Source organism: Deferribacter abyssi, assembly GCF_049472655.1.
Classification (GTDB): domain Bacteria; phylum Chrysiogenota; class Deferribacteres; order Deferribacterales; family Deferribacteraceae; genus Deferribacter; species Deferribacter abyssi.
On the sequence record NZ_JAQNCS010000004.1, the window covers coordinates 88,105 to 113,777 of the forward strand.

General features: G+C 31.5%; 29 protein-coding genes. 16 read left to right on the forward strand and 13 right to left on the reverse strand.

The annotated features are described in order from the left end of the window. Window positions 1–3 precede the first annotated feature (3 nt). A complete protein-coding gene (locus tag OWK30_RS03455) occupies window positions 4–1,731 on the reverse strand; it encodes an ABC transporter ATP-binding protein (protein WP_423323620.1) in 1,728 nt (575 codons plus the stop codon). A gap of 53 nt (window positions 1,732–1,784) precedes the next feature. Between OWK30_RS03455 and hemW the strand changes: the two genes are divergently transcribed. Together hemW and OWK30_RS03465 are read left to right on the forward strand one after the other, a co-directional pair. Then, window positions 1,785–2,858 carry a radical SAM family heme chaperone HemW gene (gene hemW, locus OWK30_RS03460; protein ID WP_423323622.1) on the forward strand — a complete coding sequence of 358 codons (1,074 nt, stop codon included), beginning with the start codon at window positions 1,785–1,787 and terminating at the stop codon, window positions 2,856–2,858. 83 nt (window positions 2,859–2,941) lie between these two features. Further along, on the forward strand, window positions 2,942–3,109 hold the full coding sequence (locus OWK30_RS03465; protein WP_423323623.1) for a hypothetical protein: 168 nt from the start codon (window positions 2,942–2,944) through the stop codon (window positions 3,107–3,109). Window positions 3,110–3,263: 154 nt separating this feature from the next. On the opposite strand, the gene OWK30_RS03470 is transcribed toward OWK30_RS03465, so the two are convergent. Together OWK30_RS03470 and OWK30_RS03475 are read right to left on the reverse strand one after the other, a co-directional pair. Beyond that, window positions 3,264–3,806 carry an NUDIX hydrolase gene (locus OWK30_RS03470; protein ID WP_423323625.1) on the reverse strand — a complete coding sequence of 181 codons (543 nt, stop codon included), beginning with the start codon at window positions 3,804–3,806 and terminating at the stop codon, window positions 3,264–3,266. Then, window positions 3,806–4,150, reverse strand: a complete 345-nt coding sequence (locus OWK30_RS03475; RefSeq protein ID WP_423323627.1) for a hypothetical protein — start codon at window positions 4,148–4,150, stop codon at window positions 3,806–3,808. Before OWK30_RS03475 ends, OWK30_RS03470 begins: the two co-directional genes overlap by 1 nt. 140 nt (window positions 4,151–4,290) lie before the next feature. Here OWK30_RS03475 and OWK30_RS03480 point away from each other — a divergent pair, with 140 nt between their 5' ends. From OWK30_RS03480 to OWK30_RS03505, 6 genes are all read left to right on the forward strand, one after another. Continuing rightward, complete coding sequence (locus tag OWK30_RS03480) at window positions 4,291–4,461, forward strand: DUF362 domain-containing protein (protein ID WP_149265745.1); 171 nt, start codon at window positions 4,291–4,293, stop codon at window positions 4,459–4,461. A 71-nt stretch (window positions 4,462–4,532) separates the two neighbouring features. Beyond that, complete coding sequence (gene cysE / locus OWK30_RS03485) at window positions 4,533–5,204, forward strand: serine O-acetyltransferase (protein ID WP_423323629.1); 672 nt, start codon at window positions 4,533–4,535, stop codon at window positions 5,202–5,204. Continuing rightward, window positions 5,182–5,610 carry an RrF2 family transcriptional regulator gene (locus OWK30_RS03490; RefSeq protein WP_423323630.1) on the forward strand — a complete coding sequence of 143 codons (429 nt, stop codon included), beginning with the start codon at window positions 5,182–5,184 and terminating at the stop codon, window positions 5,608–5,610. Before cysE ends, OWK30_RS03490 begins: the two co-directional genes overlap by 23 nt. Beyond that, complete coding sequence (locus tag OWK30_RS03495) at window positions 5,611–6,774, forward strand: cysteine desulfurase family protein (protein WP_423323632.1); 1,164 nt, start codon at window positions 5,611–5,613, stop codon at window positions 6,772–6,774. A 34-nt stretch (window positions 6,775–6,808) separates the two neighbouring features. Further along, on the forward strand, window positions 6,809–7,993 hold the full coding sequence (locus OWK30_RS03500) for an aminotransferase class I/II-fold pyridoxal phosphate-dependent enzyme (protein ID WP_423323634.1): 1,185 nt from the start codon (window positions 6,809–6,811) through the stop codon (window positions 7,991–7,993). A gap of 3 nt (window positions 7,994–7,996) precedes the next feature. Continuing rightward, the gene (locus tag OWK30_RS03505; RefSeq protein WP_423323636.1) at window positions 7,997–9,112 is read left to right on the forward strand and encodes an N-acetyltransferase; all 1,116 of its coding nucleotides are present in this window, start codon (window positions 7,997–7,999) and stop codon (window positions 9,110–9,112) included. 25 nt (window positions 9,113–9,137) lie between these two features. Here OWK30_RS03505 and OWK30_RS03510 read toward each other — a convergent pair whose 3' ends face one another. Together OWK30_RS03510 and OWK30_RS03515 are read right to left on the reverse strand one after the other, a co-directional pair. Continuing rightward, window positions 9,138–10,478: an NAD(P)/FAD-dependent oxidoreductase gene (locus OWK30_RS03510; protein ID WP_423323638.1), complete on the reverse strand. Its 1,341-nt coding sequence runs from the start codon at window positions 10,476–10,478 to the stop codon at window positions 9,138–9,140. Window positions 10,479–10,488: 10 nt separating this feature from the next. Next, a complete protein-coding gene (locus OWK30_RS03515; protein ID WP_423323640.1) occupies window positions 10,489–10,971 on the reverse strand; it encodes a metallophosphoesterase family protein in 483 nt (160 codons plus the stop codon). 60 nt (window positions 10,972–11,031) lie between these two features. Here OWK30_RS03515 and OWK30_RS03520 point away from each other — a divergent pair, with 60 nt between their 5' ends. Then, the gene (locus OWK30_RS03520) at window positions 11,032–12,333 is read left to right on the forward strand and encodes a CCA tRNA nucleotidyltransferase (protein WP_423323642.1); all 1,302 of its coding nucleotides are present in this window, start codon (window positions 11,032–11,034) and stop codon (window positions 12,331–12,333) included. Between the two features lie 68 nt (window positions 12,334–12,401). Here OWK30_RS03520 and OWK30_RS03525 read toward each other — a convergent pair whose 3' ends face one another. Genes OWK30_RS03525 through OWK30_RS03545 form a run of 5 tightly spaced genes read right to left on the reverse strand, consistent with a single transcriptional unit; the run spans window position 12,402 to window position 18,651 of the window. Continuing rightward, window positions 12,402–12,593, reverse strand: a complete 192-nt coding sequence (locus tag OWK30_RS03525; RefSeq protein ID WP_149266163.1) for a YgaP family membrane protein — start codon at window positions 12,591–12,593, stop codon at window positions 12,402–12,404. A 3-nt stretch (window positions 12,594–12,596) separates the two neighbouring features. Beyond that, window positions 12,597–15,875, reverse strand: coding sequence for an efflux RND transporter permease subunit (locus tag OWK30_RS03530; RefSeq protein ID WP_423323644.1), 3,279 nt, complete (start codon window positions 15,873–15,875; stop codon window positions 12,597–12,599). 1 nt (window position 15,876) lies between these two features. Continuing rightward, a complete protein-coding gene (locus OWK30_RS03535; RefSeq protein ID WP_423323646.1) occupies window positions 15,877–17,052 on the reverse strand; it encodes an efflux RND transporter periplasmic adaptor subunit in 1,176 nt (391 codons plus the stop codon). A 22-nt stretch (window positions 17,053–17,074) separates the two neighbouring features. Then, complete coding sequence (locus tag OWK30_RS03540; RefSeq protein ID WP_423323648.1) at window positions 17,075–18,382, reverse strand: TolC family protein; 1,308 nt, start codon at window positions 18,380–18,382, stop codon at window positions 17,075–17,077. Continuing rightward, window positions 18,379–18,651 (reverse strand): ArsR/SmtB family transcription factor, encoded by a 273-nt coding sequence (locus tag OWK30_RS03545; RefSeq protein ID WP_423323650.1) that lies wholly within the window; start codon window positions 18,649–18,651, stop codon window positions 18,379–18,381. The genes OWK30_RS03540 and OWK30_RS03545 overlap by 4 nt, the downstream gene beginning before the upstream one ends. Window positions 18,652–18,932: 281 nt before the next feature. On the opposite strand from OWK30_RS03545, the gene rpsB reads away from it, so the two are divergent. From rpsB to OWK30_RS03580, 7 genes are all read left to right on the forward strand, one after another. Further along, entirely contained in the window at window positions 18,933–19,751 is an 819-nt protein-coding gene (gene rpsB / locus OWK30_RS03550; protein WP_423323652.1) for a 30S ribosomal protein S2, read from the forward strand. Then, window positions 19,751–20,407 carry a translation elongation factor Ts gene (gene tsf, locus OWK30_RS03555; protein WP_423323654.1) on the forward strand — a complete coding sequence of 219 codons (657 nt, stop codon included), beginning with the start codon at window positions 19,751–19,753 and terminating at the stop codon, window positions 20,405–20,407. The genes rpsB and tsf overlap by 1 nt, the downstream gene beginning before the upstream one ends. Before the next feature lie 269 nt (window positions 20,408–20,676). After that, window positions 20,677–21,438 carry a DUF4198 domain-containing protein gene (locus OWK30_RS03560; RefSeq protein ID WP_423323655.1) on the forward strand — a complete coding sequence of 254 codons (762 nt, stop codon included), beginning with the start codon at window positions 20,677–20,679 and terminating at the stop codon, window positions 21,436–21,438. Window positions 21,439–21,449: 11 nt separating this feature from the next. Continuing rightward, on the forward strand, window positions 21,450–22,016 hold the full coding sequence (gene cbiM, locus OWK30_RS03565; protein WP_423323657.1) for a cobalt transporter CbiM: 567 nt from the start codon (window positions 21,450–21,452) through the stop codon (window positions 22,014–22,016). Then, on the forward strand, window positions 22,013–22,492 hold the full coding sequence (locus OWK30_RS03570; protein ID WP_423323658.1) for a hypothetical protein: 480 nt from the start codon (window positions 22,013–22,015) through the stop codon (window positions 22,490–22,492). The genes cbiM and OWK30_RS03570 overlap by 4 nt, the downstream gene beginning before the upstream one ends. A gap of 1 nt (window position 22,493) precedes the next feature. Next, complete coding sequence (locus OWK30_RS03575; protein WP_423323660.1) at window positions 22,494–23,153, forward strand: CbiQ family ECF transporter T component; 660 nt, start codon at window positions 22,494–22,496, stop codon at window positions 23,151–23,153. Further along, window positions 23,150–23,809, forward strand: a complete 660-nt coding sequence (locus OWK30_RS03580) for an energy-coupling factor ABC transporter ATP-binding protein (protein WP_423323661.1) — start codon at window positions 23,150–23,152, stop codon at window positions 23,807–23,809. The genes OWK30_RS03575 and OWK30_RS03580 overlap by 4 nt, the downstream gene beginning before the upstream one ends. Before the next feature lie 203 nt (window positions 23,810–24,012). Here OWK30_RS03580 and coaE read toward each other — a convergent pair whose 3' ends face one another. Genes coaE through OWK30_RS03595 form a run of 3 tightly spaced genes read right to left on the reverse strand, consistent with a single transcriptional unit; the run spans window position 24,013 to window position 25,668 of the window. Next, the gene (gene coaE, locus OWK30_RS03585) at window positions 24,013–24,678 is read right to left on the reverse strand and encodes a dephospho-CoA kinase (RefSeq protein WP_423323663.1); all 666 of its coding nucleotides are present in this window, start codon (window positions 24,676–24,678) and stop codon (window positions 24,013–24,015) included. Then, window positions 24,675–24,923, reverse strand: coding sequence for a YkgJ family cysteine cluster protein (locus OWK30_RS03590; protein WP_423323664.1), 249 nt, complete (start codon window positions 24,921–24,923; stop codon window positions 24,675–24,677). The genes coaE and OWK30_RS03590 overlap by 4 nt, the downstream gene beginning before the upstream one ends. Continuing rightward, window positions 24,907–25,668, reverse strand: coding sequence for a fumarylacetoacetate hydrolase family protein (locus OWK30_RS03595; protein WP_423323666.1), 762 nt, complete (start codon window positions 25,666–25,668; stop codon window positions 24,907–24,909). Before OWK30_RS03595 ends, OWK30_RS03590 begins: the two co-directional genes overlap by 17 nt. Window positions 25,669–25,673: the final 5 nt, after the last annotated feature.

The following is a 25,673-nucleotide window of genomic DNA, read 5'->3' on the forward strand; positions in this document are numbered from 1 at the left end:
ATATTATTCACCATCTTGAAATTGCATCCGATAAAGTTTTTTATATGTAGGGGATTTTTCCAATAATTCTGTATGCGTTCCTGTGGCTTCGATTTTACCATCTTTTAAAACAACTATTATATCCGCATTCAATATCGTTGACAGTCTGTGGGCAATTACAAAGCTTGTTCTTCCTTTCATAAGGTTTTCAAGGGCTTTCTGCACAATCTTCTCTGCTTCTGTATCCAAAGCGCTAGTGGCTTCGTCCAGTATCAAAATAGGTGGATTTTTTATCAACGCTCTTGCAATAGTTATTCGTTGACGTTGCCCCCCTGATAGTCTTACTCCTCTTTCACCTATAACTGTATCATAACCATTTGGTAGTTCTGTTATAAAATCATGAGCATAAGCTGCTTTTGCAGCATTAATGATATCTTCTTCCATTATATTTCCTGCACCATATGCTATGTTGTTTTTTATAGTATCATTAAATAAGAATGGTTCTTGGGATACAATTCCAATATTTTTCCTTAATGAATAAACTTTAAATTCTCTGATATCTGTTCCTCCTATGTATATTGCACCATCTGTTACATCATAAAACCTGGGAATCAGGTTAACAAATGTACTTTTGCCGGCACCACTTGAGCCGACAAGAGCTACAGTTGTACCAGGCTCCACCTTGAGATTGATATTTTCAAGCACATAACGTTCGTTGTTTTCATATTTAAAACAAACATTTTTAAATTCGATAATTTTATTTCTTGCATCACACTCTAATGTACCATCTTTCTCCAATATTTCATTGTGAGTATCCATTACTTCAAAAACTCGTTCAGCCGCCCCAATTGCGGCCTGAACTGCATTGTTTGCAGAGTTTATTCTTTTGAATGGATCATACATCATAGCTATTGCAGCCATAAATGAGAAAAATGTACCTGGCGTAGATTCTCCGTTTATAACTTTTAATCCACCATAATAAACCACTAAAGCTATACCAATTGCTCCAATTATCTCCATCAAAGGAGAACTAATCTCATTATAAATCATTCTCTTAATCTCATATTTAACAAAAGTAGCATTATGTTTTTTAAACTTTTCTTTTTCTCTTTCCTCCATAACAAAAGCTTTCACTACCTTTATACCACTAAATGTTTCCTGTAAAACAGACGATAAATCCCCCATCTTATGTTGCCCTTTTTTGCTGTACTTCTTTATTTTTTTTCCAATTTTCACAATTGGCAATACAATAATAGGTAAAACAAAAAGGGCAAATGTACCCAGGTAAGGATCTTGATATAATACAACTGCAGCTAACCCAAGTATTGAAAAACACTCTCTTATCCCTGTCACAAAAGATGGTATGGATGACTGCATTAAGTTTACATCATTCGTAATTCTTGACATAAGTACACCAGTAGAACTTTGAGAAAAAAACTTTAGAGGCAACATTACGATTTTGTCATATAAATCATTTCTAATAGCTTCAACAACTTTTTGACCAGTTTTTCGCATTAGATAGTTTTGTAAGAATCTGAAAGTTCCTTTTATTAAATATATGGCAATGATTATAATAGGCATGTAAATTAGCTTTTCTCTGTCCTTATTTATAAATATACCATCAAGTGCCGGCTTAATTATATAAGCCGTAGCTCCATTACTTGCAGCTACAATTAGTGAAAATAAAAAAGATAAAATAATGTAAATTGTGTACTTTTCAAAATAACGCCAGATTCTTTTTAAAAGTTTCAATGAGTTATCCCTTTTATATTTGCTTTTTACATTTTAAAAGTTAAAATAAGCTTATGCGAGGCCTATATATACATATACCATTTTGTAAAAGCAAGTGCAAATATTGCAGTTTTTATTCCATTACTCATTTTGATAAAGATATTATTTCAAAATATATAAAAACACTTTTAAAAGAGTTCGAACTATATAAAAATTATGAATTCGACACCATTTATATTGGTGGAGGTACACCTTCCATTTTACCTACTAATATATTATCCGATTTTCTACATAACCTCTTATTAATGTTAAAAAAAATGCCCACTGAATTTACATTAGAAGCAAATCCTGAAAGTCTCAGTTTAGAAAAATTAAAAATATTAAAAGAAGGTGGAATCAATAGAATTAGCCTTGGTGTTCAATCTATGGATAATAACGTATTGAAATTTTTAGGAAGAATTCATACACAACATGATGTTTACAAAGCAACATATTTTATAAAAAAATTGGGATTTAACTTCAATATAGACATTATTTATGATATTCCAACTTTAGATGAACAAATCATAATAAAATCATTAAAAAAGATATGTAATCTAGCTCCTAATCATATTTCATCTTATAGTTACTCCTTTGATACATTATTTCTATCAGAATCACCCCCAGTTGAAAAAACATCAATGTATAAAATAAGAAATCTACTGCAGGAAAAAGGCTACATACAATATGAAATTTCAAATTTTGCAAAACCTGGTTTCCAGTGCAAACACAATATAATCTACTGGAAAATGCACGATTATATAGGAATTGGAGTTGCAGCACATTCTATGGTTAATAAAATAAACAAACGAATCAGGTGGTCTCACAACACAAATATCTCCATGTATATTCAAAACCCTTGCCAATATGAAAACTATGAACTTATTCATAACAAAAACAAATTGATAGAAAATTTAATATTTGGATTACGAATGATAGATGGAGTAGATATTGCAATCCCTAAAGAATTAAATATAATGAGTGCTATAGATGATCTTATATATAATGGATTATTAAATATAAAAGGTGATAATGTATGCTTAACAGAAAAAGGGTTACTTTTTTTGGATTATGTACAGGAATATTTATATACATCATTCTCTGTTTAAATACTTCAAAAGCCAATGCAGGTTGTGCTGGCGATTGTATGACTTGCCATCCAAAGTTAATAGGGGATAAAGTTCACATATCAATGACTATGTGCGTCAACTGCCATAAAACATCATCAAACAATCTATCTATTTTTTCTACAACAAACAATGGTTGTGGTGATAGATGTTTTGACTGTCATGACAAGTGGCCAAAAGATGGCTATCATGCAGATCTTGATAAATGCATAAAATGTCACACAAAACAATAATTGGGTGTTAAAGGTACAAAGTTCTAGGTTCAATATTCGAGGTTAGGGTTGAAGCTAAGGAGATAAACTTCAAGTGTCACTCTTACAACCCTTATCACCCCTACTACTCAATACTCATTATTTGCAAAAACTAAAATAACGCCAAAAAAAACAATTACTGATCTTTACTTAAAAGATACTTTGTATAAGCAGCCACCACAATAGAATGTGTAATTTTATTATTTATCAAATTTTCTTTAAACTCTGTTTCATCCATCAGTATAATCTCAATGTCCTCAAACTTATCAAAACTTGTTTTCCCTATATTTCTACAATTATAAGCCACATAAATATGGCATTTATTACTAAGAATTGCAGGGTTTGGATGAACAAACCCAAGATATCTTACATCATCAGATTTGTAGCCTGTTTCCTCTTCAAGCTCTCTAACTGCAGCTAAACTATGAGGCTCATCGAAATCTATTGCACCACCTGGAAATTCCAAGGTTGTGGCTTCCACTGCGAACCTGAATTGCCTTACTAAAACAAACTTATCAGTATCTGTAACAGGAATTACCACAACCCAGTTTTTCGTATTAATTGAACAAAACGGTTGTATCTCACCATTTTTTAAAAATTTATAGTATTTATGATCGATATTAAGAACATGGTCTTTAAATTTTCTTTCAACTTTAATTAACTTCCAATATCTTTCCATTAAAGAATCAAACCACCTCCGCTCTGACTATTATCAGAAGAAGGCGGTGTCAATCCATCCAAATTTGATGTAATTTTTATATTACTTTTTGCTTCAAGATATTTATTTTTTAGTTCTTCTGGTATTTTAGTATATTCATACAAAATTTTATCACATGATATTTCACCACCTATCTCATCTTCAAATGGAAAACCAAATGGTAAAATCGCAATTTGCATACCAGACCCACCCACAGGGATTGTTTGGACAACAGCAATATCTTTCAAAGTATTTGTTTCTTCATCATAATTGCCAATGACTGTGTCACCACTAACAAGTTTAACCATTTTTATTTCGTACCCCATTGTTTCCTCCATATTTTTTGTGGGTTAAGAATATACATTTTGATTAAAAAATCAACCGTCATTCAATATTAAAATGAAAAATTATTGACTTTATTTCAATAGATGACTATTAAAATAATAACAATTAAGGGAGGTGCATTATGGCACATGTAATTACTGACGAATGCACAAACTGTGGTGCTTGCGAAGACGAATGCCCAGTAGGTGCTATTAGCGAAGGTGACGGTAAAAGGGTAATCGACCCAGATACTTGCACAGATTGTGGTGCTTGTGTAGAAGTTTGTCCAGTTGATGCAATTGAAGGTCCTTAAAAAACAAGTAAAGAGGGGTCAGTAAGACCCCTTATTTTTTAGCATAAAACACTACTACCAGGGTAGGCATTATGGGTATAATCAAATGGTTTAAAGATGAAATAAATAATATTTTTGAAAAAGATCCTGCAGCAAAAAGTGTCCTTGAAGTTATTTTCTGTTATCCAGGATTTCATGCAATTATAATGCACAGGATTGCTCACTGGTTTTGGACACACAAAATGTATTTTTTGGGTAGACTTATATCGCATTTGTCTCGCTTCTTAACAGGGATAGAAATCCATCCAGGAGCAAAAATAGGCAAAAGGTTTTTTATTGATCACGGGATGGGTGTGGTAATAGGTGAAACAGCAGAAATTGGAGACAATGTTACAATATACCACCAAGTTACTCTTGGAGGAGTTAGTCTAAATAAAGGAAAAAGACATCCCACAATTAAAGATAACGTGGTCATAGGCTCTGGAGCCAAAGTCCTTGGTCCTTTTGAAGTAGGAGAAAATTCAAAAATCGGTTCAAATTCAGTTGTTGTAAAAGAAGTGCCTCCAAATTCTACTGTCGTCGGTATACCAGGCAGAATTGTAACAAAAAAAGAAAAAAAACTACTGGATTTTGATCATAACAAATTACCTGATCCAGTTGCTAATGCTATTTCTTGCATTGTCGATAGAGTTATAGAGCTTGAAAAAGAAATTAAGGAATTACAAAAAAAGGTGGAATACTATGAAAGTAACAACAAGAAGTAGATATGCCATAAGAGCTCTTTATGCTCTTGCAATAGCTGGAGGAGACAAAACTCCTGTTTCACTAAAAAAAATATCAGAAATGGAATCTATTTCAATAAAATATTTAGAGCGAATTTTTTCTCAACTTTTAAAAGCAGGAATTGTTGATTCAGTTAGAGGTATTTACGGTGGATATATTTTCAGTAAACCTCTTACAGAAATTACATTAAAAGACGTTGTTAATATTATGGATGGTCCAATTAAACCTGTAGACTGTATAGATGAAAACGGATGTGAACACGCCAAGAATTGTGGTATTAATTGGATTTGGTTTGAGTTAAAAAATTTAATTGATAATTTTTTAGAAAAGATTACATTTGATGATTTAGTATACAAGAATTTCACCTTAAAAAAGGAGGAATTGTAAATGTCTATCATATATTTTGATAACAGCGCAACAACCCCAATGGATCCCCGTGTCATTGAAGTTATGCAACCATATTTTAAAGAAAAGTTTGCAAACCCATCTAGTATTCATACTCTTGGCAGAGAAATTAGAGAAGACATTGAAAAAGCAAGAGAAACTGTTGCTAAAAGTATAAAAGCTGAACCACAAGAAATAATATTTACAGCAAGTGGTTCAGAATCAGACAATATGGCAATAAAAGGAGTAGCATATGGGCTTTGTGAAAAAGGGAAGCATATCATTACTTCCAATATTGAGCATAAAGCAGTCTTAGAAACATGCAAATATTTAGAGCAAGAAGGATTTGAAGTCACCTATCTTCCAGTAGAAAAGAATGGAATTATCAATATAGATGAGCTCAAAAAGGCAATTCGGAATGATACTATTTTAATTTCTATTATGTTAGCAAACAATGAAATCGGAACTATTCAACCTTTAGAAGAAATCACAAAAATTGCCAGAGAAAAAGAAATTATTGTTCATACCGATGCTGTGCAAGCAATGGGTAAAATGCCTGTTGATGTATCTAAGTTAGGCGTTCACCTATTAACTTTCTCTGGTCACAAAATATACGCACCAAAAGGTATTGGGGTATTATATGCTGAAGAAAGAATAAAAGAATTTTTAATACCAATTATCCATGGTGGACATCATGAATTCGGATTAAGAGCTGGCACAGAAAATGTGCCATACATTATTGGAATAGCAAAAGCATGTGAAATAATAGAAAAAGAATTAGAAAAAGATATAAAACACATCAAAACATTACGCGATACATTTGAAAGAAGAATCTTAAGTGAAATTCCTGATACAATCTTGAATGGAGACAGAGAAAAAAGAGTATGTAGCATATCAAATATAAGTTTTAAATATATTGAAGGGGAAGCTTTAATAGTTTATGCAAACGAGGTATGTTGCTCTACAGGAAGTGCATGTACATCAGATAGTGTCGATGCATCTCATGTACTTTATGCCATAAATGTTGATCCAGTTGATGCTCATGGAGCGTTGAGGTTCAGCTTTGGAAGATTTAATACTCTAGAAGAAGTTGACAAAGCAGTAGAAATCATAAAAGATAGTGTAAATAAATTAAGAAAGATGTCTCCCCTTTACAATAAAAAATAATTTTGTTATATATCCCAATATTTAGGAGGAATTTTTGAGTTTATTCAATAAAGTTTACAATTTCAAGGATGCTGAGCAAGTTAGACAGTTAGGGTTATACCCTTATTTTAGGGTAATAGAGTCAGAGCAAAATACAGAAGTAATTATCAATGGTAAAAAAGTTCTAATGCTAGGTTCCAATTCCTATCTTGGGCTTACAAATCATCCTAAAGTTAAAGAAGCTGCTATAAATGCAATAAAAAAATATGGTACAGGATGTGCTGGTTCAAGATTTTTAAATGGGACATTAGATATACATATAGAACTAGAAGAAGAATTAGCCAATTTTGTTGGAAAAGAAGCAGCAATACTTTATTCTACAGGTTTTCAAGCAAATCAAGGGGCAATAGCTCCTCTTGTAGGAAGAAATGAATACGTAATTATTGATAAACTAGTTCATGCTTCTATAATTGAAGGGTGCCGTTTAACGCTTGGGAAAATGCTAAGGTTTAATCACAATGACATAATGTCCCTTGAAAACAAATTATCATCTGTTGAATTTGAACGAGGTAAACTCATAGTTGTAGATGGTGTATATAGTATGGAAGGTGACCTTGCTGATCTGCCAAATATTATAAAAATTGCAAAAAAATATAATGCTGAAGTAATGGTTGATGACGCACATGGCATTGGAGTTTTTGGTACAAACGGAAGAGGCACATGTGATCATTTTGGATTGACAGATGAAGTAGCACTCATTATGGGCACCTTTTCTAAATCATTCGCATCGTTAGGAGGATTCATTGCTTCAACAAAAGAAATAATTGATTATTTAAAGCACAGCTCGAGAGCTCTAATTTTTTCAGCTTCTATGACCCCAGCAAATGCAGCAGCTGTAAAAGCTTCTCTTGAAATATTGAAAAGCGAACCTGAAAGAATCGAAAGACTTTGGGCAAATACACATAGATTACGCAAAGGGTTACAAGAGTTGGGACTTGATACGGGAAAAAGTGTTAGCCCAATAATACCAGTACAAATAGGCACAGACCTAGATGTTTTTAAGGTTTGTATGATGCTTCTAAACGAAGGAGTGTTCGTAAATCCTGTAGTCACCCCTGCTGTTGAACCTGGTAAAGCAATTATAAGATTAAGTGTTATGGCTACACATACCTTTGAACAAATTGATTTTGCCCTTGAAAAGATTGAAAAAGTTACAAAACAACTTGGAGTACTGGTTTAAAAATTGCCAGATATAATTATTAAAGAAGTTAAAAACAAAAGTGATTTATTAAAATTTATTAAGTTTCCAATAGAGCTTTACAAAAGCTGTCCTTATTATGTGCCCCATTTGACTATCGAAAGAAAAGAATTTTTCAATCCCAGAAAAAATCCTTTCTTTAACCATGCAGAAACCGCTTTTTTTTTAGCTTACAAAAATAAAAAAATTGTTGGGCGTATTGCAGCTATAATTGACCATAATTTTATACAATTTCATGGAGAACAAACCGGATATTTCGGTTTTATCGATTTTGTCAATGACATAGAAGTAATAAGAAAGCTTTTTGAAAATACACTTAATTATTTAAAAAGTAAAAATATAAAAAAAGTTATTGGTCCCTTCAATTTCTCTACAAATCATGAAATTGGTATTCTTTTAGACTCCTTTAATTTACCACCTGTAATAATGATGACATATAATTATGAATATTACCCTCACCTAATAGAATCATGCGGTTTTAAAAAAGAAAAAGATGTTCTTGCTTATAAAATGGAAGTGGAAGATTTCCCAGAAAGAGCAAAAAAAGCTTACAACTTATTAAAAAACAGATTGAATATAACACTCCGTTCAGTAAACATTAAAAAATTTTACGAAGAATTAGAACTGATAAAAGAAATATACAATAATGCATGGGAAAAAAATTGGGGTTTTGTACCAATGACTGATGAAGAGTTTGATTTTATGGCTAAAAATCTAAAAAATATCATTATACCAGATTTATGTATCATTGCTGAATATAATAATAAACCAGTAGGATTCTCTCTTGCTCTTCCAGATATCAATCAAATACTTATAAAACTTAACGGTAAACTATTCCCTTTCGGTATATTTAAATTTATTACAGGCTTTAAAAAGATCGATTTCGCAAGGGTGATAACTCTTGGAATCGTAAAAGAATTTAGAAACCGAGGACTTGATTACCTACTTTATTACAAAACATTCGAGAACGGTTTTAAACACGGTTTTTATAAAGGTGAGTTATCATGGATATTAGAAGATAACAAACCTATGAATCTGGCTCTACAAAAAATGGGAGCATCAGTTTATAAAACCTATAGGATTTACAGCAAATATATTTAATTGCCACTTTTCTGTGGCAAACAAACTAGTTTTTCAAAATATCATTAGCTGCAATGATACCTGATGCATTAGCTTGAATAATACCTCTTGTAATGCCTGCCCCATCCCCCACACAATATAAGTTTTTAATATTAAGTGATCTCATATTATTATCAACTTTAATTCTCAAAGAATAAAATTTTACTTCTACACCATACATCAGCGTATTTGGATCAGCCATTCCTGGCATAACTTTATCGAGCTGTAAGATAGTTTCTTTCAAATCAGTAATATACCTATATGGTAAAACAAAAGACAAATCTCCAGGCATGGCATTTTTTAATGTAGGTATTACAAAATTTTTCTCAATCCGTTTATATGTTGACCTTCTCCCTCTTATAAGATCACCAAAGCGCTGCACAATAACACTCCCACCACTTAGCATATTAGCCAAATTTGCAATATAACGTCCATACTTTACAGGCTCTCTGAAAGGTTCTGTAAACTTTGTAGAAACAAGAAGAGCAAAATTTGTATTATTGCTCTTCTTGTTCTTGTAAGAATGTCCATTCACTGTCAAAATATTTCCATCATTATGCTCTACAGCAACAAATCCTCCAGGATTTACACAAAATGTCCTTACTTCATCCTCAAATTCAGAAGTGTAATATTTAATTTTAAACTCATACAGATAGTTAGTAAAATGATCAGTTATTGCCTTTGGCACTTCAACTCTTACACCTATATCTACAGGATTAATATCAGAGTCAATACCGTATTTTTCTGCAATTTGCTGCATCCATGCATTACCACTTCTACCTACTGCAATAATAATCTTATCGTAAAACTTTTTTTCACCATTTTTAGTAACAAGTCCTACTGCTTCATCTTTTTCTACAATCAGATCTATCACAGGAGATTCACAATACAAATTCACGTTTTCGGACTTTTTAAAAAGTTCAAAAATTTTGTTAATTGCCAAAAGACAATTATCTGTACCAAGATGTCTTATTTTAGCAGCATAAAGTCTGAGTTTATTTCTATTACATTGATATTCAAGATCTTTTATCTTCTCATAATCTTTTTTTGTATCAAGCTCAGTAACACCACTAAACTTAACCCAAATATCATCTGCCTCATCAATAAGTTTTTCAAGCTCAGTTTCACTTATGTAATCCGTAAGCCAACCACCAAATTCTGTAGTAAGTGTTAATTTACCATCAGAAAAAGCTCCAGCACCACCAAAACCACTCATCACATCTTTTCTTGTTCTTTCTTTTATACTTTTACCCTTTTCATAAATATCTATTGTTATATGTTTATTTTGCATCAATTTGTAGGCCGCAAACATTCCAGCACTTCCAGCACCAATGACAGCTACTCTCATTAATTACCCCCTAAATCTGAATAATTTTTGCATTAAAATTCCTGCCTTTTATAAAAAGAAGAGCATAAGAATTAAACGGTGTATAACGATTATTTGTTGGACTACCTGGATTTAAAAAATGTACATCCCCTAAAACTCCCCAAAAAGGTTTATGTGCATGACCATATACTATAATATCTACATCATCATATTCATATAAAAGTCTATTTTCTAGCCCAAAAGAAGCTCCATACCCATGTATAAGTCCCACCCTAACTTCATCAAACTTTAATATTCTTTTTTTAGGCAATAATTTTTCATCAAAAAACGGGTCCATATTTCCTTTTACCGCGTATACATTTGGATTTATATGCTCAATCTGATGTATAAGCTTATAGCCCACAATATCTCCAGCATGCAAAATGGCATCAGCATCGTTAAACTCCGTAATCAACGCCGATGGCAGTTTATCAATATCATCTGTGTGCGTATCCGAAATCACCACAATTTTCATAAAAATCATTATATATACTCAACCATTGAAATCAATCGCTTTTTAGTTTAAAAAACTAAAATGAGATTAAAGGACTTCCTCAATAATAATTTAACCTTAAAAATAATTTCACTGTCAAAAAATTTTGATATAGATTTTTATTTTGTGGGAGGGTGTGTCAGAGATGCGATTTTAGGCATCAAATCGCATGATATCGATATCGTCCCTTTTGGTATCGATTACAGAGAATTTTCAAAAATTTTGAAGAAAAAACTAAATGCTACCGCTATCCCTTTCAAAGATAATGTTAGACTTTATGTTAATAATATTGTTATTGATGTATCAAAGCCAAGAGGTAAAACAATATCAGATGATTTGCAAAAAAGAGATTTCACCATTAACAACCTGGCAATGGATAAAAATGGCAAAATCATCGGAGATATAACAGATATTAATAAAAAATTAATTAAACATGTGTATGAAGAAGTTTTTCAAGATGATCCCATAAGAATTCTAAGGGCTTACAGGTTTGCCTCACAGCTCGGTTTTCAAATTGATACAGAAACTTTGAACAAAATATATCATGAAAAAGAGCTTCTTAAAAATGCACCGAATGAACGAATTTATGACGAAATAATTAAACTATTAAAAAGAAATCATAATTTCAACGCCTTGAAAATGCTACAACAGAGCGAAGTTCTGTTTGTCCTTTACCCGGAATTTAAGAAAATAGAAGGTTTACCACAGGGGAAATACCATAAAGATTGTGCTCTTACACATACATTTAAAGTAGTAGAATTAATGCAATATATGGCTGAAAAATTGAATCTTTCTGACCAAACAAAGAATATTCTCCTACTTACTGCCTTGTTTCATGACGTAGGAAAAGGGTATACCGGAGAAAAAAACAATTATAAAAACTTTATTGGACATGAAAAGGAAAGTGTTAAAATAGCAAAAAAGTATTTAACCAAATACCCTATACACAAAAATCATATTAACAAAATCCTACTTCTGATTAAATATCATACAAAAATAAGAGTTTATGCCACTGAAACTGCAAAAAATAACACTTTAAAAAAGTTCATTTATAAACATAATCCATATCTTGAAGAACTAATTCTTTTTACCTTGGCTGATAACCTTACCAAAGGAAAATCAATGGAGCATATTTATCAAACAATTATCAGAATTAGAGAACTTGCAAAACTGATGCACTGGGAAAAGAAAAACCTAATTACAGGACACGATTTGATACAACTACCTATAAAAGATAAAAAAATGTTTTCAACTATACTAAATGATGTTCATGAAAAATTAGTCATAGGTGTTTTAAAAAGTAAAAAAGAAGCAATAAAATACATTAAAAACAATTACTTGTAAAAAGCATAATATGTGTGGTGGAAAAGTTAACATAGAAATCAAAAAGCGAGCCCTCTAAAGGGCTCCTTTTATTCCTCCGGAATACCAAGTTTAATAAGAATTTTTTCCAATGGACAGAAATTTGTAAATCCAGATTGAAACAGATTCAAACCAACAAATAAAGTAAAGGCAAACCACCACTTATTTACTGTTAAACCCAAAATCACACTAATAGTCACAAATAATCCTGGAATAATTCTCATAAGTCTCTTAACTGTCATGTTTTATACCTCCACTTTCTTTATAAATTTTCCAAACATTCTATAGTAAATGTAATAGGTCAGTGGTATAATCACAAGTGTTAATATAGTAGATACCACAGCTCCTGTAATCAGAGAAACTCCAAGTCCAGCAAAAATAGGATCAGGCAACATAAACAATGCCCCAGTAATAACTGCCACCGTAGTAAGAACCACCGGTCTCGTCCTAATGGCTCCAGCCTGCACCACCGCCTCTTTTATACTTTTCCCTTTTTCCAATGCAGCTTCGGTAAAGTCAATAAGCAAAACTGCATTTCTCACCATAATACCTGCAAGAGCAATAAACCCTATCATACTTGTGGCTGTAAAAAATTTTCCAAAAAGATAATGTCCTGGAATTATACCAAGTAAACTCAAAGGAATAGGTATCATCATAATAATTGGAGTAGCAAACGATTTAAACCAAGCCACAAGAACAAAATACATAATTATCAATACAGCAGCAAAGGCAAGTCCAAGATCTCTAAACACTTCATAAGTAATTTGCCATTCTCCATCCCACTTGATACTTACATGGTCTGTAGTTTCAGGCTGATGTGTCCAAAGTAATTCAACAGGCTTGCCATTGTAAGTGATGTTTTTAATATTCTTATTCATTTTTAAAATTGCATAAACAGGACTTTCTTCTTTTCCTGCCACATCCCCTGTGACATAAACCACAGGCTGAAGATTCTTATGATATATGGCCTTATCTTTAACTCTTTCTTTCAAATGAACAAGTTCAATCAAAGGCACAGGTTTACCTGCCATTGATATCAAATTAATATTTTTAATACTGTCTAAGATATTTTTCTCGTTCTCAGGTAATTTCAATATAATATCCACTCCCTCTCTATCAAATCCGGTATGTACTCTTCCAACTTTCATACCATTTAAAGCCATATACATTGTCTTCGCAATCATTTCAGTAGATATACCTGTTAAAGCAGCCTTTTCTTTATCCACTTCAAAGACATACTCCTTCATATCATCTTCCACATACCAGTCCACATCTACCACCCCTTCAGTATTCTCGAAAATCTCCTTTACTTTTTTAGCTACCTCAAGTCTTGCCTTTTCATTTGGTCCATAAACTTCTGCTACTAAAGTAGACAACACTGGTGGACCAGGTGGAACTTCAGCAATTTTCACATTTGCATTGTATTTTTTAGCAATCCTTTGAATCGGCTCTCTTATCAACTTTGCTAAAGCATGGCTTTTTAATTTCCTTGCAGTTTTATCCACAAAATTTACCTGAATATCAGCTACATTGCTACCCTTTCTTAAAAAATAATGCCTTACAAGGCCATTAAAATTATAAGGTGCAGCAATACCAGCATAAATCTGATAATTTTTCACTTCTTTTACGGTGGCCAAATAACTACCAATTTCCGACGCTACCCTTGTCGTTTCCTCAAGTGATGTTCCTTCAGGCATATCGATAATTACTTGTAATTCATTTTTATTATCAAATGGGAGCATTTTCATTACTACAAGCTTTGTCGGAATAAACATAAATGCACCTATGAATAGCCCAATCATCACAACACCCAACAAAATTCTTAAAGAAAGTTTGTCCATTAAAGGTACAAGAATACTACTATACATTTTATAAAGTTTTGTAGTTTTAATGTAGTCTTCTTCATCCACATCCTTTTCTACTTTGGTATGACCTGCAAGAAGTTTGTATGATAACCACGGAGTAATAATAAGGGCCACAAGTAGCGAAAAAATCATCGCAAGTGATGCACCAATTGGCATTGGTTTCATATAAGGCCCCATCAGCCCTCTAACAAAAGCCATTGGATAAATGGCCACAATAACTGTGATTGTCGCGAGGATTGTAGGGTTACCCACCTCACCAACAGCCATTATAGCTCGTTTTAATAAATTGGTCTTTGAAATCTTAAAATGCCGCTCCATGTTCTCTACAACAATAATAGCATCATCCACCACCAAACCGGCTACAAATATAAGAGCAAAAAGAGTTACTCTATTTAAGGTATAATCAAACATATAATATACGAATAATGTTAAGGCAAAAGTTACTGGTAATGCCACAAAAACTACCAATCCTGCACGCCATCCCATTGTAAATGTCATTACAATTATAACTGCTAAAATAGCTCCAAGTAAGTGCTCAATAAGAGTTTTCACCTTATCATAAGCTGTCTCACCATAATTTCTTGTAATAGTTACATTTACACTTTCAGGTATAATTGTCTTTTTTAGACTATTAAGTTTTTTCAATATATGCTCAGCTACTACAACCGAATCACTCCCCTTTCTTTTTGAAATCGAAATAGTTACTGCATTATAAAGGTTAGGAGATATTTTTTCATTAAACCCTATCAATACATAATTCTTTGGAACTTCTGGAGCATCCATCACCTTAGCTACATCTTTAAGATAAACCGGTTTCCCTTGATAAACACCAACAACTAAATTCTTAACATCTTGCACATCTTTGAAAAAACCACCCGCTTTGATATAAAATGTTTTGTTATTGTAAGTTATTTCACCTGTATTTAAAGACTGATTGGACATATTAATTGCGCCATACAATCTAAAAAGATCAATATTGTATGATTTGAGTGCAACTATATCAGGTTCAACCTTTATAACTCTTTTATATCCACCTATGATAGACGTTTCAGACACATCAGGAATTTCTTTCAATTGCTGCTCAACCTCTACAGCAATTCTCCTTAACGTGTATGAGTCATATTTTTTAGACCATAAAGTTAGTGCCACTTGAGGCACATCATCAATAGAACGTTTTTTAATAATAGGAGGTAATACCCCATGTGGCATTCTATCCATATTATAATCTATTTTTGTTTTTAATTTTGTTATACTTTTTTCTTCATCTTCACCCACTTTAAACCTAACAACTACCATGCCAACATCATTCATTGCTGTTCCATAAACATATTCAACACCTGGTATTTCCCACATTAATTTCTCAAGAGGTTCTACCACAACCTTTTCCACATCCTTTGCGTTGGCTCCTGGGTATGGTACAAAAATATCAACCATTGGAACAACAATTTGTGGTTCTTCCTCTTTAGGAGTAAAAATAACAGAAACAATTCCTATAAAAATAGAAGCAATCACAAGTAATGGAGTGATTTTCGAGCGTAAAAACGCCTTTGCCACCCTTTCTGCTATTCCATATTTTAACTCTTCAAGTTCCTCTTCTACTTCTATTTCACAGTTTTCAACTTCACTGTTCTTTTTTATTTCTTTATCCTTTTTTTCCATATTACCCCTCCAGGATATCTCCAGCGTTTAGTTTATCAGCATTCTCAATCACAATCTTCTCTCCTTCACTCAAACCACTAAGAATTTCAACTTTATCTTGAAATCTTCTACCAGTTTTGACTATACGCAATTCAGCTTTTCCATTTTTATCTACAAACACTATCTCAAGCTGCCCTCTAATCACTACCGCCTGTTTTGGTACAAGTAAAATATTTTCCTTTGTCCCTGTTATTTTAATTTTGGCATACATACCTGGAGTGGCATCACTATTCCCTGTCAATTTTATTTTAAAATTCCTCGTGGCAGGATCTACATCAGGACTTATTTCTAAAACTTTTGCAATATACTGTACTCCAATAGATGGAATTTCCACATCCACTTTTTTACCCACCTTAAATTTACCAGTAACACTTTCGTTAACATAAGCATAAACCACATTATCAAGACTTCCTATTTTCAAAATAGGTTGACCTGGAGCAGCTAAATTACCCACATCTGACTTTTTTTCTAAAACTATTCCATCAAAAGGTGCAAGAACTTTTGTATAGGATAAATATGTATTTACTTCTGATAACGCAGCTAATGCTTGTTCTCTCTTAATTTTAACCTGATTTAATTTTTCCTCTGCAAGTTTCACATTTCTTTCAGCAATTTCATAAGCCGCTTTTGCCATTTTATACTTAGCTTCAACTTCATCAAATTCCTGTTTACTAACACTTTCATTAGCAATGAGATTTTTAAATCTTTTATATGTTTTTTCAGCAAGTTCATAAGCTGCCTTAGCCTGCTGGTATTGTTGTCTTGCCATTTCTATACCAAGCTCTGCCTGCTTCAATCCATTTTCAGCCTCTTTAACTGCTGCTTTTGCAAATTCTCTCTTATCTTCAAGTTCCTTACTTTTAATTTTTATAAGCAACTCACCTTTTTTAAATCTCTCACCCTCTTTTACATAAATTTTTTCAATATACCCAACCACTTTAGGCATAAGATACGTGGTAGTATTACTAAATACTGTACCACTGTAACTGAATCCTGTACTTACTGTTTCTTTTTTCAAAATTTCTGTTTTTACTTTTACTTTCTTTGGAGACTCAAGTTGTTCGGTCATTTTCTTTTTTTCGCCTGACGAACAAGCTATAAAAAAGAATAATGACAAAATAGCTAACCATTTTTTCATAAATCTATCCTCCTAATTTGTTTTATTTTAACAATCCTACAGCAAACATTAACCTTGCCTTATTAACTATCAGTTCATATTCTGCCATATACAGTTTTAACTCAGCTTCTTTGACTTCAACTTCCCTATCAAGAAGCTCAGTCACCTTTACAATGCCTTCTTTAAATCGGTTTTCAGTAATTTTTAAAGCCTCATAAGCTTTTTCTACCTGAATCTTTGCAGTCTCCACCTTCTTCTCACTAGCAAAAATTGAATAATATGCTTCTTTAACTTCACTTTTAATTTGATACTTTAAATCAGTTATCTTATTAATAAGTGAAAAATATTTACTTCTTGACTCTCTTACTTTGTTATAATCAGAAAAGCCGTTAAATAGATTTAATTTTACATATGCACCTATTGTAAAACCATTTCCTTCATCACCTAAAAACTTATTATCATTTTGTTTATAATTAGCAAAAAGTGCCACTTCAGGCAAAAATAAGCTTTTTGCTTTTTTAATTTCATAATCATTAACTTTTAAATATTTTTCATACGCTTTTAAATCTTCCCTATTATTCATAGCTAACGCTAAATAATCATTCAGCTTTTTATTTACATTTAGATCCACATCACTCCAGACAATTTCAATATTATCATCAGAGTTTAAGAGTCGTTGTAAAAAGCTCTTAGAAACTTCCACCTGTTTTTCCGCATCTTTAACAGCCACTTCATTCATCAATAAATAATTTTCAGCAACAAGTAAGTCACTTTTAACAATCATCCCATTCTCATAGAAATTTTTTGCCATTTCATAATATCTTTTAGTTCTTTCATATGATTTCTTTGTTACATCTAAAGCTTTTTCTGATAATCCCACTGCAAAAAAAGACCTGTAGGTATTGTATATTAAAGTTTCTTTAATCCTTGATAATTTTAAATTTGCAGCTTGCTCCATTGCTTTAGCCTGTTTTATTCCAAAAAGAATCTTACCATTCATAAAAACAGGCTGAATAATTTCAATTTTACTCTCAAAATTCGATACATTTTCAGGATTACTCATTTGTGTCAAAAAATACGGCATATCAAATTTACCCTGAGCCATTTTAAAAAACGCTGCCGTTGCAGGCTCATCTGTTCTCATATATGTTTCAGAAATAGTTAGTTTCGGAAGGTAAGCTCCTTTTGCCTGATACAACTGATATTTTGCTGCTTTGGCTTCCTCTTCATAAGCCTTAATTACACTATTGTTCTTTAAAACCATCTTTTTTGCTTCAGTAAAGGTAAGAGGCTTAGCAAAAGCTACACTACTATAAAGGAACAAAAGTCCCACAACTCTTAATATTCTCATTCTTCTCCCTCCATAAGTATATCAACAATTTTTTTTATTTTTCCATCTATCACTTTGTAACAAATAATATTTTTATCTCTTTCTCCTTCTACAATTCCAGCATTTTTCAAAAGACTCAAATGTCTACTTATAATTGCTTGAGGAATACTCATCATTTCAGAAATCTTTGTTACATTACATTCCTTTTTTGACAAACCATGTACAAGCTGTAACCTAATTGGATGACCTAAAATTTTTAATTTTTCTGCATATATGTCGTAGTTACTCATTATAACACCCCCAAGAATATATATACCTATAAATATATGTATATTTATATTTGTCAATAATAATATTGCCTTTTATTAGTTTTTCCAAAACATTACATCAACTTAACTATAGATAATGACTTCTACAATATTCTTTCAAAACTTTTTATTGATTTATCGATAACTATGTGTTATTAGGAACACCCTAAAACACACGCCCGTGTAAATTAAGACATTAGGCATGTGTCAGTTTTTACTGATGCCTGTGTCTTGGGCGGAGGAATAACAAATAAGGAGGAACTATGTCTTACATATCAATCAAAAATCTTTTGGAAGCCGGAGTGCATTTTGGTCATCAAACAAAAAGATGGAACCCAAAGATGGAAAAGTATGTCTTTGGGAAGAAAAACGGTATTTACATTATCGATCTTCAAAAGACGGTGCAATGTTTCAATCAGGCTTATGAGTTTATCAGAGATATGGTCAAAAATGGTTCTACAATACTTTTTGTCGGGACCAAAAAACAGGCTCAAGAAGCAATTAAAGAAGCAGCTGAAAAGTGCCAAAGTTTTTATGTTAATAACAGATGGCTTGGTGGTACATTAACTAATTTTCAAACTATTAAAACTAGAATACAAAGACTCAAAGAATTAGAAGAAATGTTCAATTCAGGATATATAAAAAATTATTCAAAAAAAGAAGCTGCTAGGTTGAAAAAAGAATACGAAAAACTCAAAAAAAATCTTTACGGTATTAAAGATATGGAAGATATACCTGACATACTTTTTATAATTGATATAAAAAGAGAAATGAACGCTGTATTAGAAGCTAAAAAACTTGGAATACCAATTGTAGCAATTGTTGATACAAATTGTGATCCAGATTTAGTAGATTTTCCAATTCCTGGTAACGATGATGCTATTAGAGCATGTCAGCTTATTTCTGGGAAAATTGCTGATGCAGTTCTTGAAGGAAAACAACTAAGAGAAGAAGAACTATTAGAAGAAATTAGATCTGCTAACGAACAAAAAGATGACGATGAAGATATCCCTGTTGATGAAATAGTAGAAAGCGAAGAAACAAACGTAGAAGAAAAAGAAGAAGTTAAGGAGGAAAAATAATGGCACAAATTACTGCAGCAATGGTAAAAGAGCTTAGAGAAAAAACTGGCGCAGGGATGATGGACTGCAAAAAGGCTCTACAAGAAACAAACGGAGATATTGAAAAAGCTGTGGAATTCTTAAGAAAGAAAGGGCTTGCTGATGCTGCTAAAAAATCAAGTAGAATTGCAGCAGAAGGGCTAGTAGTATCATATATTCACGGTGGTGGCAAAATAGGAGTACTGGTTGAAGTAAATTGTGAGACTGATTTTGTTGCTAGAACTGACGAATTTAAAGAATTGTGTCATGATATCGCTATGCATATTTGTGCTTCAAATCCTCTCTATGTTTCCAAAGATGAAGTACCACAAGAAGTAATCGAAAAAGAAAAAGAAATTTATACTGCTAAAGCAAAAGAACAAGGTAAACCTGACCATATAATTGAAAAAATAGTAGAAGGACAAATTAAAAAATATTTAGAAAGCATATGTCTTCTTGATCAGCCTTTTGTAAAAAACCCTGATGTAACAGTATCTCAACATATTGCTGAAAAAATCGCAAAAATTGGTGAAAACATAAAAGTTAGAAGATTTGTAAGATATCAACTCGGTGAGGGTATCGAAAAAAAGCAGGAAAATTTCGTAGAAGAGGTGATGAAACAAGTGAAAGGGGCCTAGATTATTGCCCTTTAGAAGTTTCATTAAAAGTTTTAAGTAGATTAAATAATAAATAAAGCATAAACCGCAAGCTAGTCTTGCGGTTTTTTTAATTATAAATTATCTAGCTTGTTTTTATTTATCAAAAAAAACAAAAACATTATAATCTATAGGAACTACCTATATAATTTGTACTTTAGAAAATCATTCCAGAAATTTTCTCAATAAATTATTGACACATCACAGTGTTACTGCTATCAAAATTCGTAACACTATAATGGAGGTTTAAGATGAAAAAATTTTTTATTATTACTTTAGCAATTGTATTTTTTTCAGTGGGAAATGCTTTTGCTCACTTTCAAATGATTATACCAAATACTGATGTAATCACATCAAGCAAATACTTAAATCTGAAACTAAATTATATTTTCATGCATCCATTTGAACAAAGTTATTTGAATATGGTGGCTCCCATTGAAGCAGGAGTGTATTTCAATGGTAAAAAACATATTTTTACAAAATCACTGACATCTTATAAAATAAACGACAAGTTGGCATGGAAATCAGCTTATAAAGTCAAAAGACCTGGCGATTACATCTTTTATGTTATACCAAAACCTTATTTTGAGCCTGCAGAAGAAATTTTTATACAACACATAACAAAAGTTGTAGTCAATTCTTTCTATTTAGAAAATGGTTGGGATAAAAAAATAGGTTTAAAAGCAGAAATAGTACCTCTTACTAGACCATATGGTTTGTGGAAAGGGAATACTTTTAGAGGAATGGTATTAAAAGATGGTAAACCTGTTCCTTTTGCTGAAGTTGAAGTAGAAATCTTTAATGATAAAGGGATAAAAGCACCAAATGACACATTTATAACTCAAGTAATCAAAACTGATGCAAACGGTATATTTACATACAGCTTTCCATTCGCAGGCTGGTGGGGTTTTGCTGCATTGATGGAAGGAGATAAAATGATTGAAAAAGATGGAAAAAAATACCCTGTTGAACTTGGTGCAGTTTTCTGGCTTAAAGTTTACGATACAAAATAAGAGTCGTTCCCATGCATATTGCTGATGGTATTTTAAATGCAAAAGTAGTTATAGGAGCCGATCTAATAGCTGCGGCTCCTCTTATTTACTCAGTATATAAAATCACTTATAAAGAACTACCTAAAACTGCACTTATGTCTACGCTTTTCTTTGTAGCATCATTCATCCATGTTCCATTAGGCCCTACATCTATTCATTTAGTTCTTAATGGTATTTTAGGTATTATTTTAGGAATTCATTCAATATCTGCAATTTTTGTGGCTTTGCTACTACAATTTCTACTTTTTGGTTATGGTGGTTTAACAACTCTTGGATTAAATACCTTAAACATGTTTGCTGGAGCAGTAGCAGCATATTACATTTATAGAGGGACAAAATTGAGTGCTTTTCTATCAGGTTTTTTGGCTGTATTTGTTTCTGCTACTTTTCTATCATTATCACTCGCATTGAGTGGTAAAAAATTTTTAGAAGTTGCTTACGCCTCATTCATTGCTCATTTCCCACTAATGATTATAGAAGGTATTGTTACAATGTTTATCGTTGAATATTTAAAAAAGTTATGGGGGCACATTAAATGAAAAGATTTTTTATAATTTTATCCTTTTTATCAATTCTTATATCAAATTCTTTCGCACACAAATTAAACATTTTTGCTTATACTGAAAATGGTAAAATTTTTATCAGCACATATTTTGTAGACGGTACTCCTTGCAAAAACTGTACAATAGCATTGTATAAAGATAACAATAAAATCTTAAACGCCAAAACAGACAACAATGGTGAATTTTCTACTGATATGAAATGGAAAGAACCTATCAAAATAGTAGTTGAAGAAACTCTTGGTCACAAGGGAGAATTTGTATTGGAAGGGGATACACCCGCTGATAGTAAAGAATCAACTTCGATAAAAACTACAGAATCATATAATAAAGAAATGTTGCAAAAACTAATTGATGAAGAATTAGATAAAAAGCTTAAATACATAAAAATTTATATTGGAATAGCTACCCTTTTAGGGGTTTTCGGAATTCTTAGATTATTTAAAAAGAAATAAAATGAATTTTAATTTTCTTTTTTTATCTATAATTTTTTACACATTTACCATTGCTTTTAAAATTAACTTTTTTATCATTGATATTTTACCAATTTTTATATTAGCTTTTTTGAATATCAGGAAAATAAAACTTTTTAAATTTTTAATTTATCTTATGAAGCTAAACATATTCATTTTTTTTCTTATGATAACTGTATACATTTTCCATCGTGACACTAGTTTTATTAAATTAATATTCATAAGAGTGAATTTAATAACCATCTTCAATCTATTTATAATCCTCTCTCACCAAAAACATGAGATTTTTTGCTCTATGGTTCATTTAAAAATCCCATGGAAACTTAAAGCATTATTGATATTTTCTTTCAAATACATTGACATATTTTCTTCAGAAAAAGACAAGTTATTAGAAACGTTAAAAATAAGAAATTTTAAAGCAAAAACAAACTTATTAACATATAAAACAATGGCATCAATTATAGGAGCATTGATTCACAGAGCATTTCTTAAAGCTCAAACATTGCAAGATGCACTTATTATAAAAAATTTTAACGGTAAGTTTTACTCTCTTTCAAAATCTTCCACCAACTTAAGTGATTATCTTTTACTCATTGCAACATTTACAATATTCATTTATAATATATTTGGTTATAAAATATGAGTTGCTCTCTTCAGTTAAAAAACATATCTTACACGACAGAAGATAAAACACTTATTTTTAAAGATGTAAACCTCCATATTAAACATAGAGATAAAATAGCTATTGTTGGACCAAACGGAGCAGGTAAAACAACCCTTTTAAAAATAATTAGTGGACTTAAAAAACCAAAAACAGGTGAAATCTATATTTTTGATAACAAAATTAAAAATGATGAGGATTTTGACGATGTACGCAAAAAGATAGGATTTCTTTTTCAAAACTCTGATGACCAATTTATTTTCCCTATAGTGAAAGATGATATTGCCTTTGGTCTTTTTAACCTAGGTTTTCATAAAGAGGAAGTAGAAAAAAAAGTCGAATACATTATGTACAAACTAGAAATAAGTCATCTCGCTGACAAATCCACTTTTAAACTATCAGGTGGGGAAAAAAAATTAGTTGCTCTTGCTGGTATACTTGTGTGTGAACCAGAAATTTTACTTTTAGATGAACCAACAACAGCACTTGATGAGAATGCCATAAATAAAATTTGTAATATATTAAAATCATTAGATAAAACATTACTTATCGTTTCTCATAATCTAGAATTTGTTAAAGAAGTTACTTATTCACAATATGTTTTAAAAAAAGAAGGGCTATACAGTTTAAAAGTGTAAATTTATTTTATTAAAAAGTAAAATTTTAATTATTATATAATAAAAATGCTTAGAAGTAATACTTCATGATACGCAAGTAATTATTTCTCAAAACTCAAAACACATCTTCATACGAAAATCAAACAACAAGTAGTAAAATAATCTGTTTACTATAAATGTGTTTTGCATAAAACAAAATTGTAAATCAAAATACTCTTACCCTTTTACTTAGTAACAAATTTATAAACAATATTTCTTTCAAGTTTCTTCAGCTGTTTCTTTGTATACAGATGCATTTTTAAGACATTGTATACCCTATTCACTTCTGATTTAAGATGTTTTAAATCCTTTGAATTATCAATAATAAAATTAGCATAAACAACTTTTTCTTCGTATGGCATCTGAGATGCAATAATCTTTTCGGCTAGTCTCACATCTATACCATCCCTTTTTAATAGCCTTTCTAACTGACTTCTTTTATCAACATAAACTAAAATAATCCCATCAAATCTATTAAAACTATTTTTTTCAATAATCAATGCGGCTTGAGTTAAAATTATAGCCTGCGAATCTCTCCCTTTTATTTCTGATATCAGTTTTTTTTCGTAGTCCCTAATTGCAGGATGTACAATTTGCTCCAATTTAATCCTTTTTGAATCATCATTAAAAACAATTTCTTTTAACTTTCTTCTATCAATCTCACCATTTTCATCAAGTATTTTTTCACTAAAAACATTTAAAATATTAAAATACGTACTTTCTCCTTTTTTCATTACAATCCTACTTATTACATCTGCATCAATAGTATAACACCCTAAAGACTCAAACATTTTTGCCACTGTTGATTTGCCTGAAGCTATATTACCAGTAAGACCTAAGTACAAACTCATTCCACACCATAAATTTTTTTCATCACTTTTATTTTATCTTCAAAAGACAAACTAGAAATGAGTACACATATTTCATCTGGCTGGAAATCTCTACAAACAGCAGGTCGATTTTTATAATTTTTACACTTACCATCTTTTGAAAGGTGCTTACAAGATGAAAGCGACGGCTTTTTCAATGTGGAAATATCAAAAAAGTAACAACAAATCCCACACTGCAAACAGTCAATATTATTCTTTACTGACATAATTTCTTAGTTTACCAATACCTTCTACTTCAACCTCAACCACATCTCCTGGCTTAAGCTCACCCACACCTTCAGGTGTCCCAGTAGCTATTACATCCCCAGGATATAGTGTCATAACTTTAGATATAAAAGAAATTAAGTATGGAACTTTAAAAATCATATCTTTTGTATTTCCATTTTGCCTTAACTCACCGTTTACATAGCTTTTAACAAATAAACTATCGAAATTTCCAAATTCTGTCTCTATAAAAGGACCTAAAGGGGCAAAGGTATCAAACGATTTTCCTCTTGTGAACTTATTTTCTTTTTTCTGAATATCTCTTGCTGTTACATCATTAAAGCAAGTATAACCCAAAATATAATCAAGAGCTTCCTCTTCACTCACATCTTTACATCTTTTTTTAATAACAACGGCTAATTCAGCCTCATAATCTACTCGTTTTGATTGATCAGGATATATTATAATTCCTTCATGATAATTGAGAGCAGAATTTGGCTTTAGGAATATAAGAGGTTCTTCTGGCACATCATTTCCCAATTCTTTTGCATGATCAACATAATTCCTACCAATACATACAATTTTTGATGGAATTACTGGGGGTAAAAAGTGTATCTCATCATACTCATAAACTTCATCAATAACTGCAAAACTATCAAAAAAAGAACCTAAAACGCGTCTGACTTTCCCATCAATATAAACACCTTTTTTCTCTACATCTCCAGTCTTAAATCTAAGTAATTTCACTGTTT

Bases quoted from the DNA above. Each gene is read 5' to 3' on its own strand.
- OWK30_RS03515 (WP_423323640.1), bottom strand. From the start codon at position 10,971: ATGAAAATTGTGGTGATTTCGGATACGCACACAGATGATATTGATAAA.
- OWK30_RS03525 (WP_149266163.1), bottom strand. From the start codon at position 12,593: ATGACAGTTAAGAGACTTATGAGAATTATTCCAGGATTATTTGTGACT.
- OWK30_RS03580 (WP_423323661.1), top strand. From the start codon at position 23,150: ATGAGTTGCTCTCTTCAGTTAAAAAACATATCTTACACGACAGAAGAT.
- OWK30_RS03465 (WP_423323623.1), top strand. From the start codon at position 2,942: ATGACTATGTGCGTCAACTGCCATAAAACATCATCAAACAATCTATCT.
- OWK30_RS03470 (WP_423323625.1), bottom strand. From the start codon at position 3,806: ATGGAAAGATATTGGAAGTTAATTAAAGTTGAAAGAAAATTTAAAGAC.
- OWK30_RS03560 (WP_423323655.1), top strand. From the start codon at position 20,677: ATGAAAAAATTTTTTATTATTACTTTAGCAATTGTATTTTTTTCAGTG.
- coaE (WP_423323663.1), bottom strand. From the start codon at position 24,678: ATGAGTTTGTACTTAGGTCTTACTGGTAATATAGCTTCAGGCAAATCA.
- OWK30_RS03495 (WP_423323632.1), top strand. From the start codon at position 5,611: ATGTCTATCATATATTTTGATAACAGCGCAACAACCCCAATGGATCCC.
- OWK30_RS03590 (WP_423323664.1), bottom strand. From the start codon at position 24,923: ATGTCAGTAAAGAATAATATTGACTGTTTGCAGTGTGGGATTTGTTGT.
- OWK30_RS03520 (WP_423323642.1), top strand. From the start codon at position 11,032: ATGAGATTAAAGGACTTCCTCAATAATAATTTAACCTTAAAAATAATT.
- OWK30_RS03575 (WP_423323660.1), top strand. From the start codon at position 22,494: ATGAATTTTAATTTTCTTTTTTTATCTATAATTTTTTACACATTTACC.
- rpsB (WP_423323652.1), top strand. From the start codon at position 18,933: ATGTCTTACATATCAATCAAAAATCTTTTGGAAGCCGGAGTGCATTTT.
- OWK30_RS03530 (WP_423323644.1), bottom strand. From the start codon at position 15,875: ATGGAAAAAAAGGATAAAGAAATAAAAAAGAACAGTGAAGTTGAAAAC.
- cysE (WP_423323629.1), top strand. From the start codon at position 4,533: ATGGGTATAATCAAATGGTTTAAAGATGAAATAAATAATATTTTTGAA.
- OWK30_RS03480 (WP_149265745.1), top strand. From the start codon at position 4,291: ATGGCACATGTAATTACTGACGAATGCACAAACTGTGGTGCTTGCGAA.
- OWK30_RS03540 (WP_423323648.1), bottom strand. From the start codon at position 18,382: ATGAGAATATTAAGAGTTGTGGGACTTTTGTTCCTTTATAGTAGTGTA.
- OWK30_RS03535 (WP_423323646.1), bottom strand. From the start codon at position 17,052: ATGAAAAAATGGTTAGCTATTTTGTCATTATTCTTTTTTATAGCTTGT.
- OWK30_RS03490 (WP_423323630.1), top strand. From the start codon at position 5,182: ATGAAAGTAACAACAAGAAGTAGATATGCCATAAGAGCTCTTTATGCT.
- OWK30_RS03475 (WP_423323627.1), bottom strand. From the start codon at position 4,150: ATGGGGTACGAAATAAAAATGGTTAAACTTGTTAGTGGTGACACAGTC.
- hemW (WP_423323622.1), top strand. From the start codon at position 1,785: ATGCGAGGCCTATATATACATATACCATTTTGTAAAAGCAAGTGCAAA.
- OWK30_RS03510 (WP_423323638.1), bottom strand. From the start codon at position 10,478: ATGAGAGTAGCTGTCATTGGTGCTGGAAGTGCTGGAATGTTTGCGGCC.
- tsf (WP_423323654.1), top strand. From the start codon at position 19,751: ATGGCACAAATTACTGCAGCAATGGTAAAAGAGCTTAGAGAAAAAACT.
- OWK30_RS03570 (WP_423323658.1), top strand. From the start codon at position 22,013: ATGAAAAGATTTTTTATAATTTTATCCTTTTTATCAATTCTTATATCA.
- OWK30_RS03545 (WP_423323650.1), bottom strand. From the start codon at position 18,651: ATGAGTAACTACGACATATATGCAGAAAAATTAAAAATTTTAGGTCAT.
- cbiM (WP_423323657.1), top strand. From the start codon at position 21,450: ATGCATATTGCTGATGGTATTTTAAATGCAAAAGTAGTTATAGGAGCC.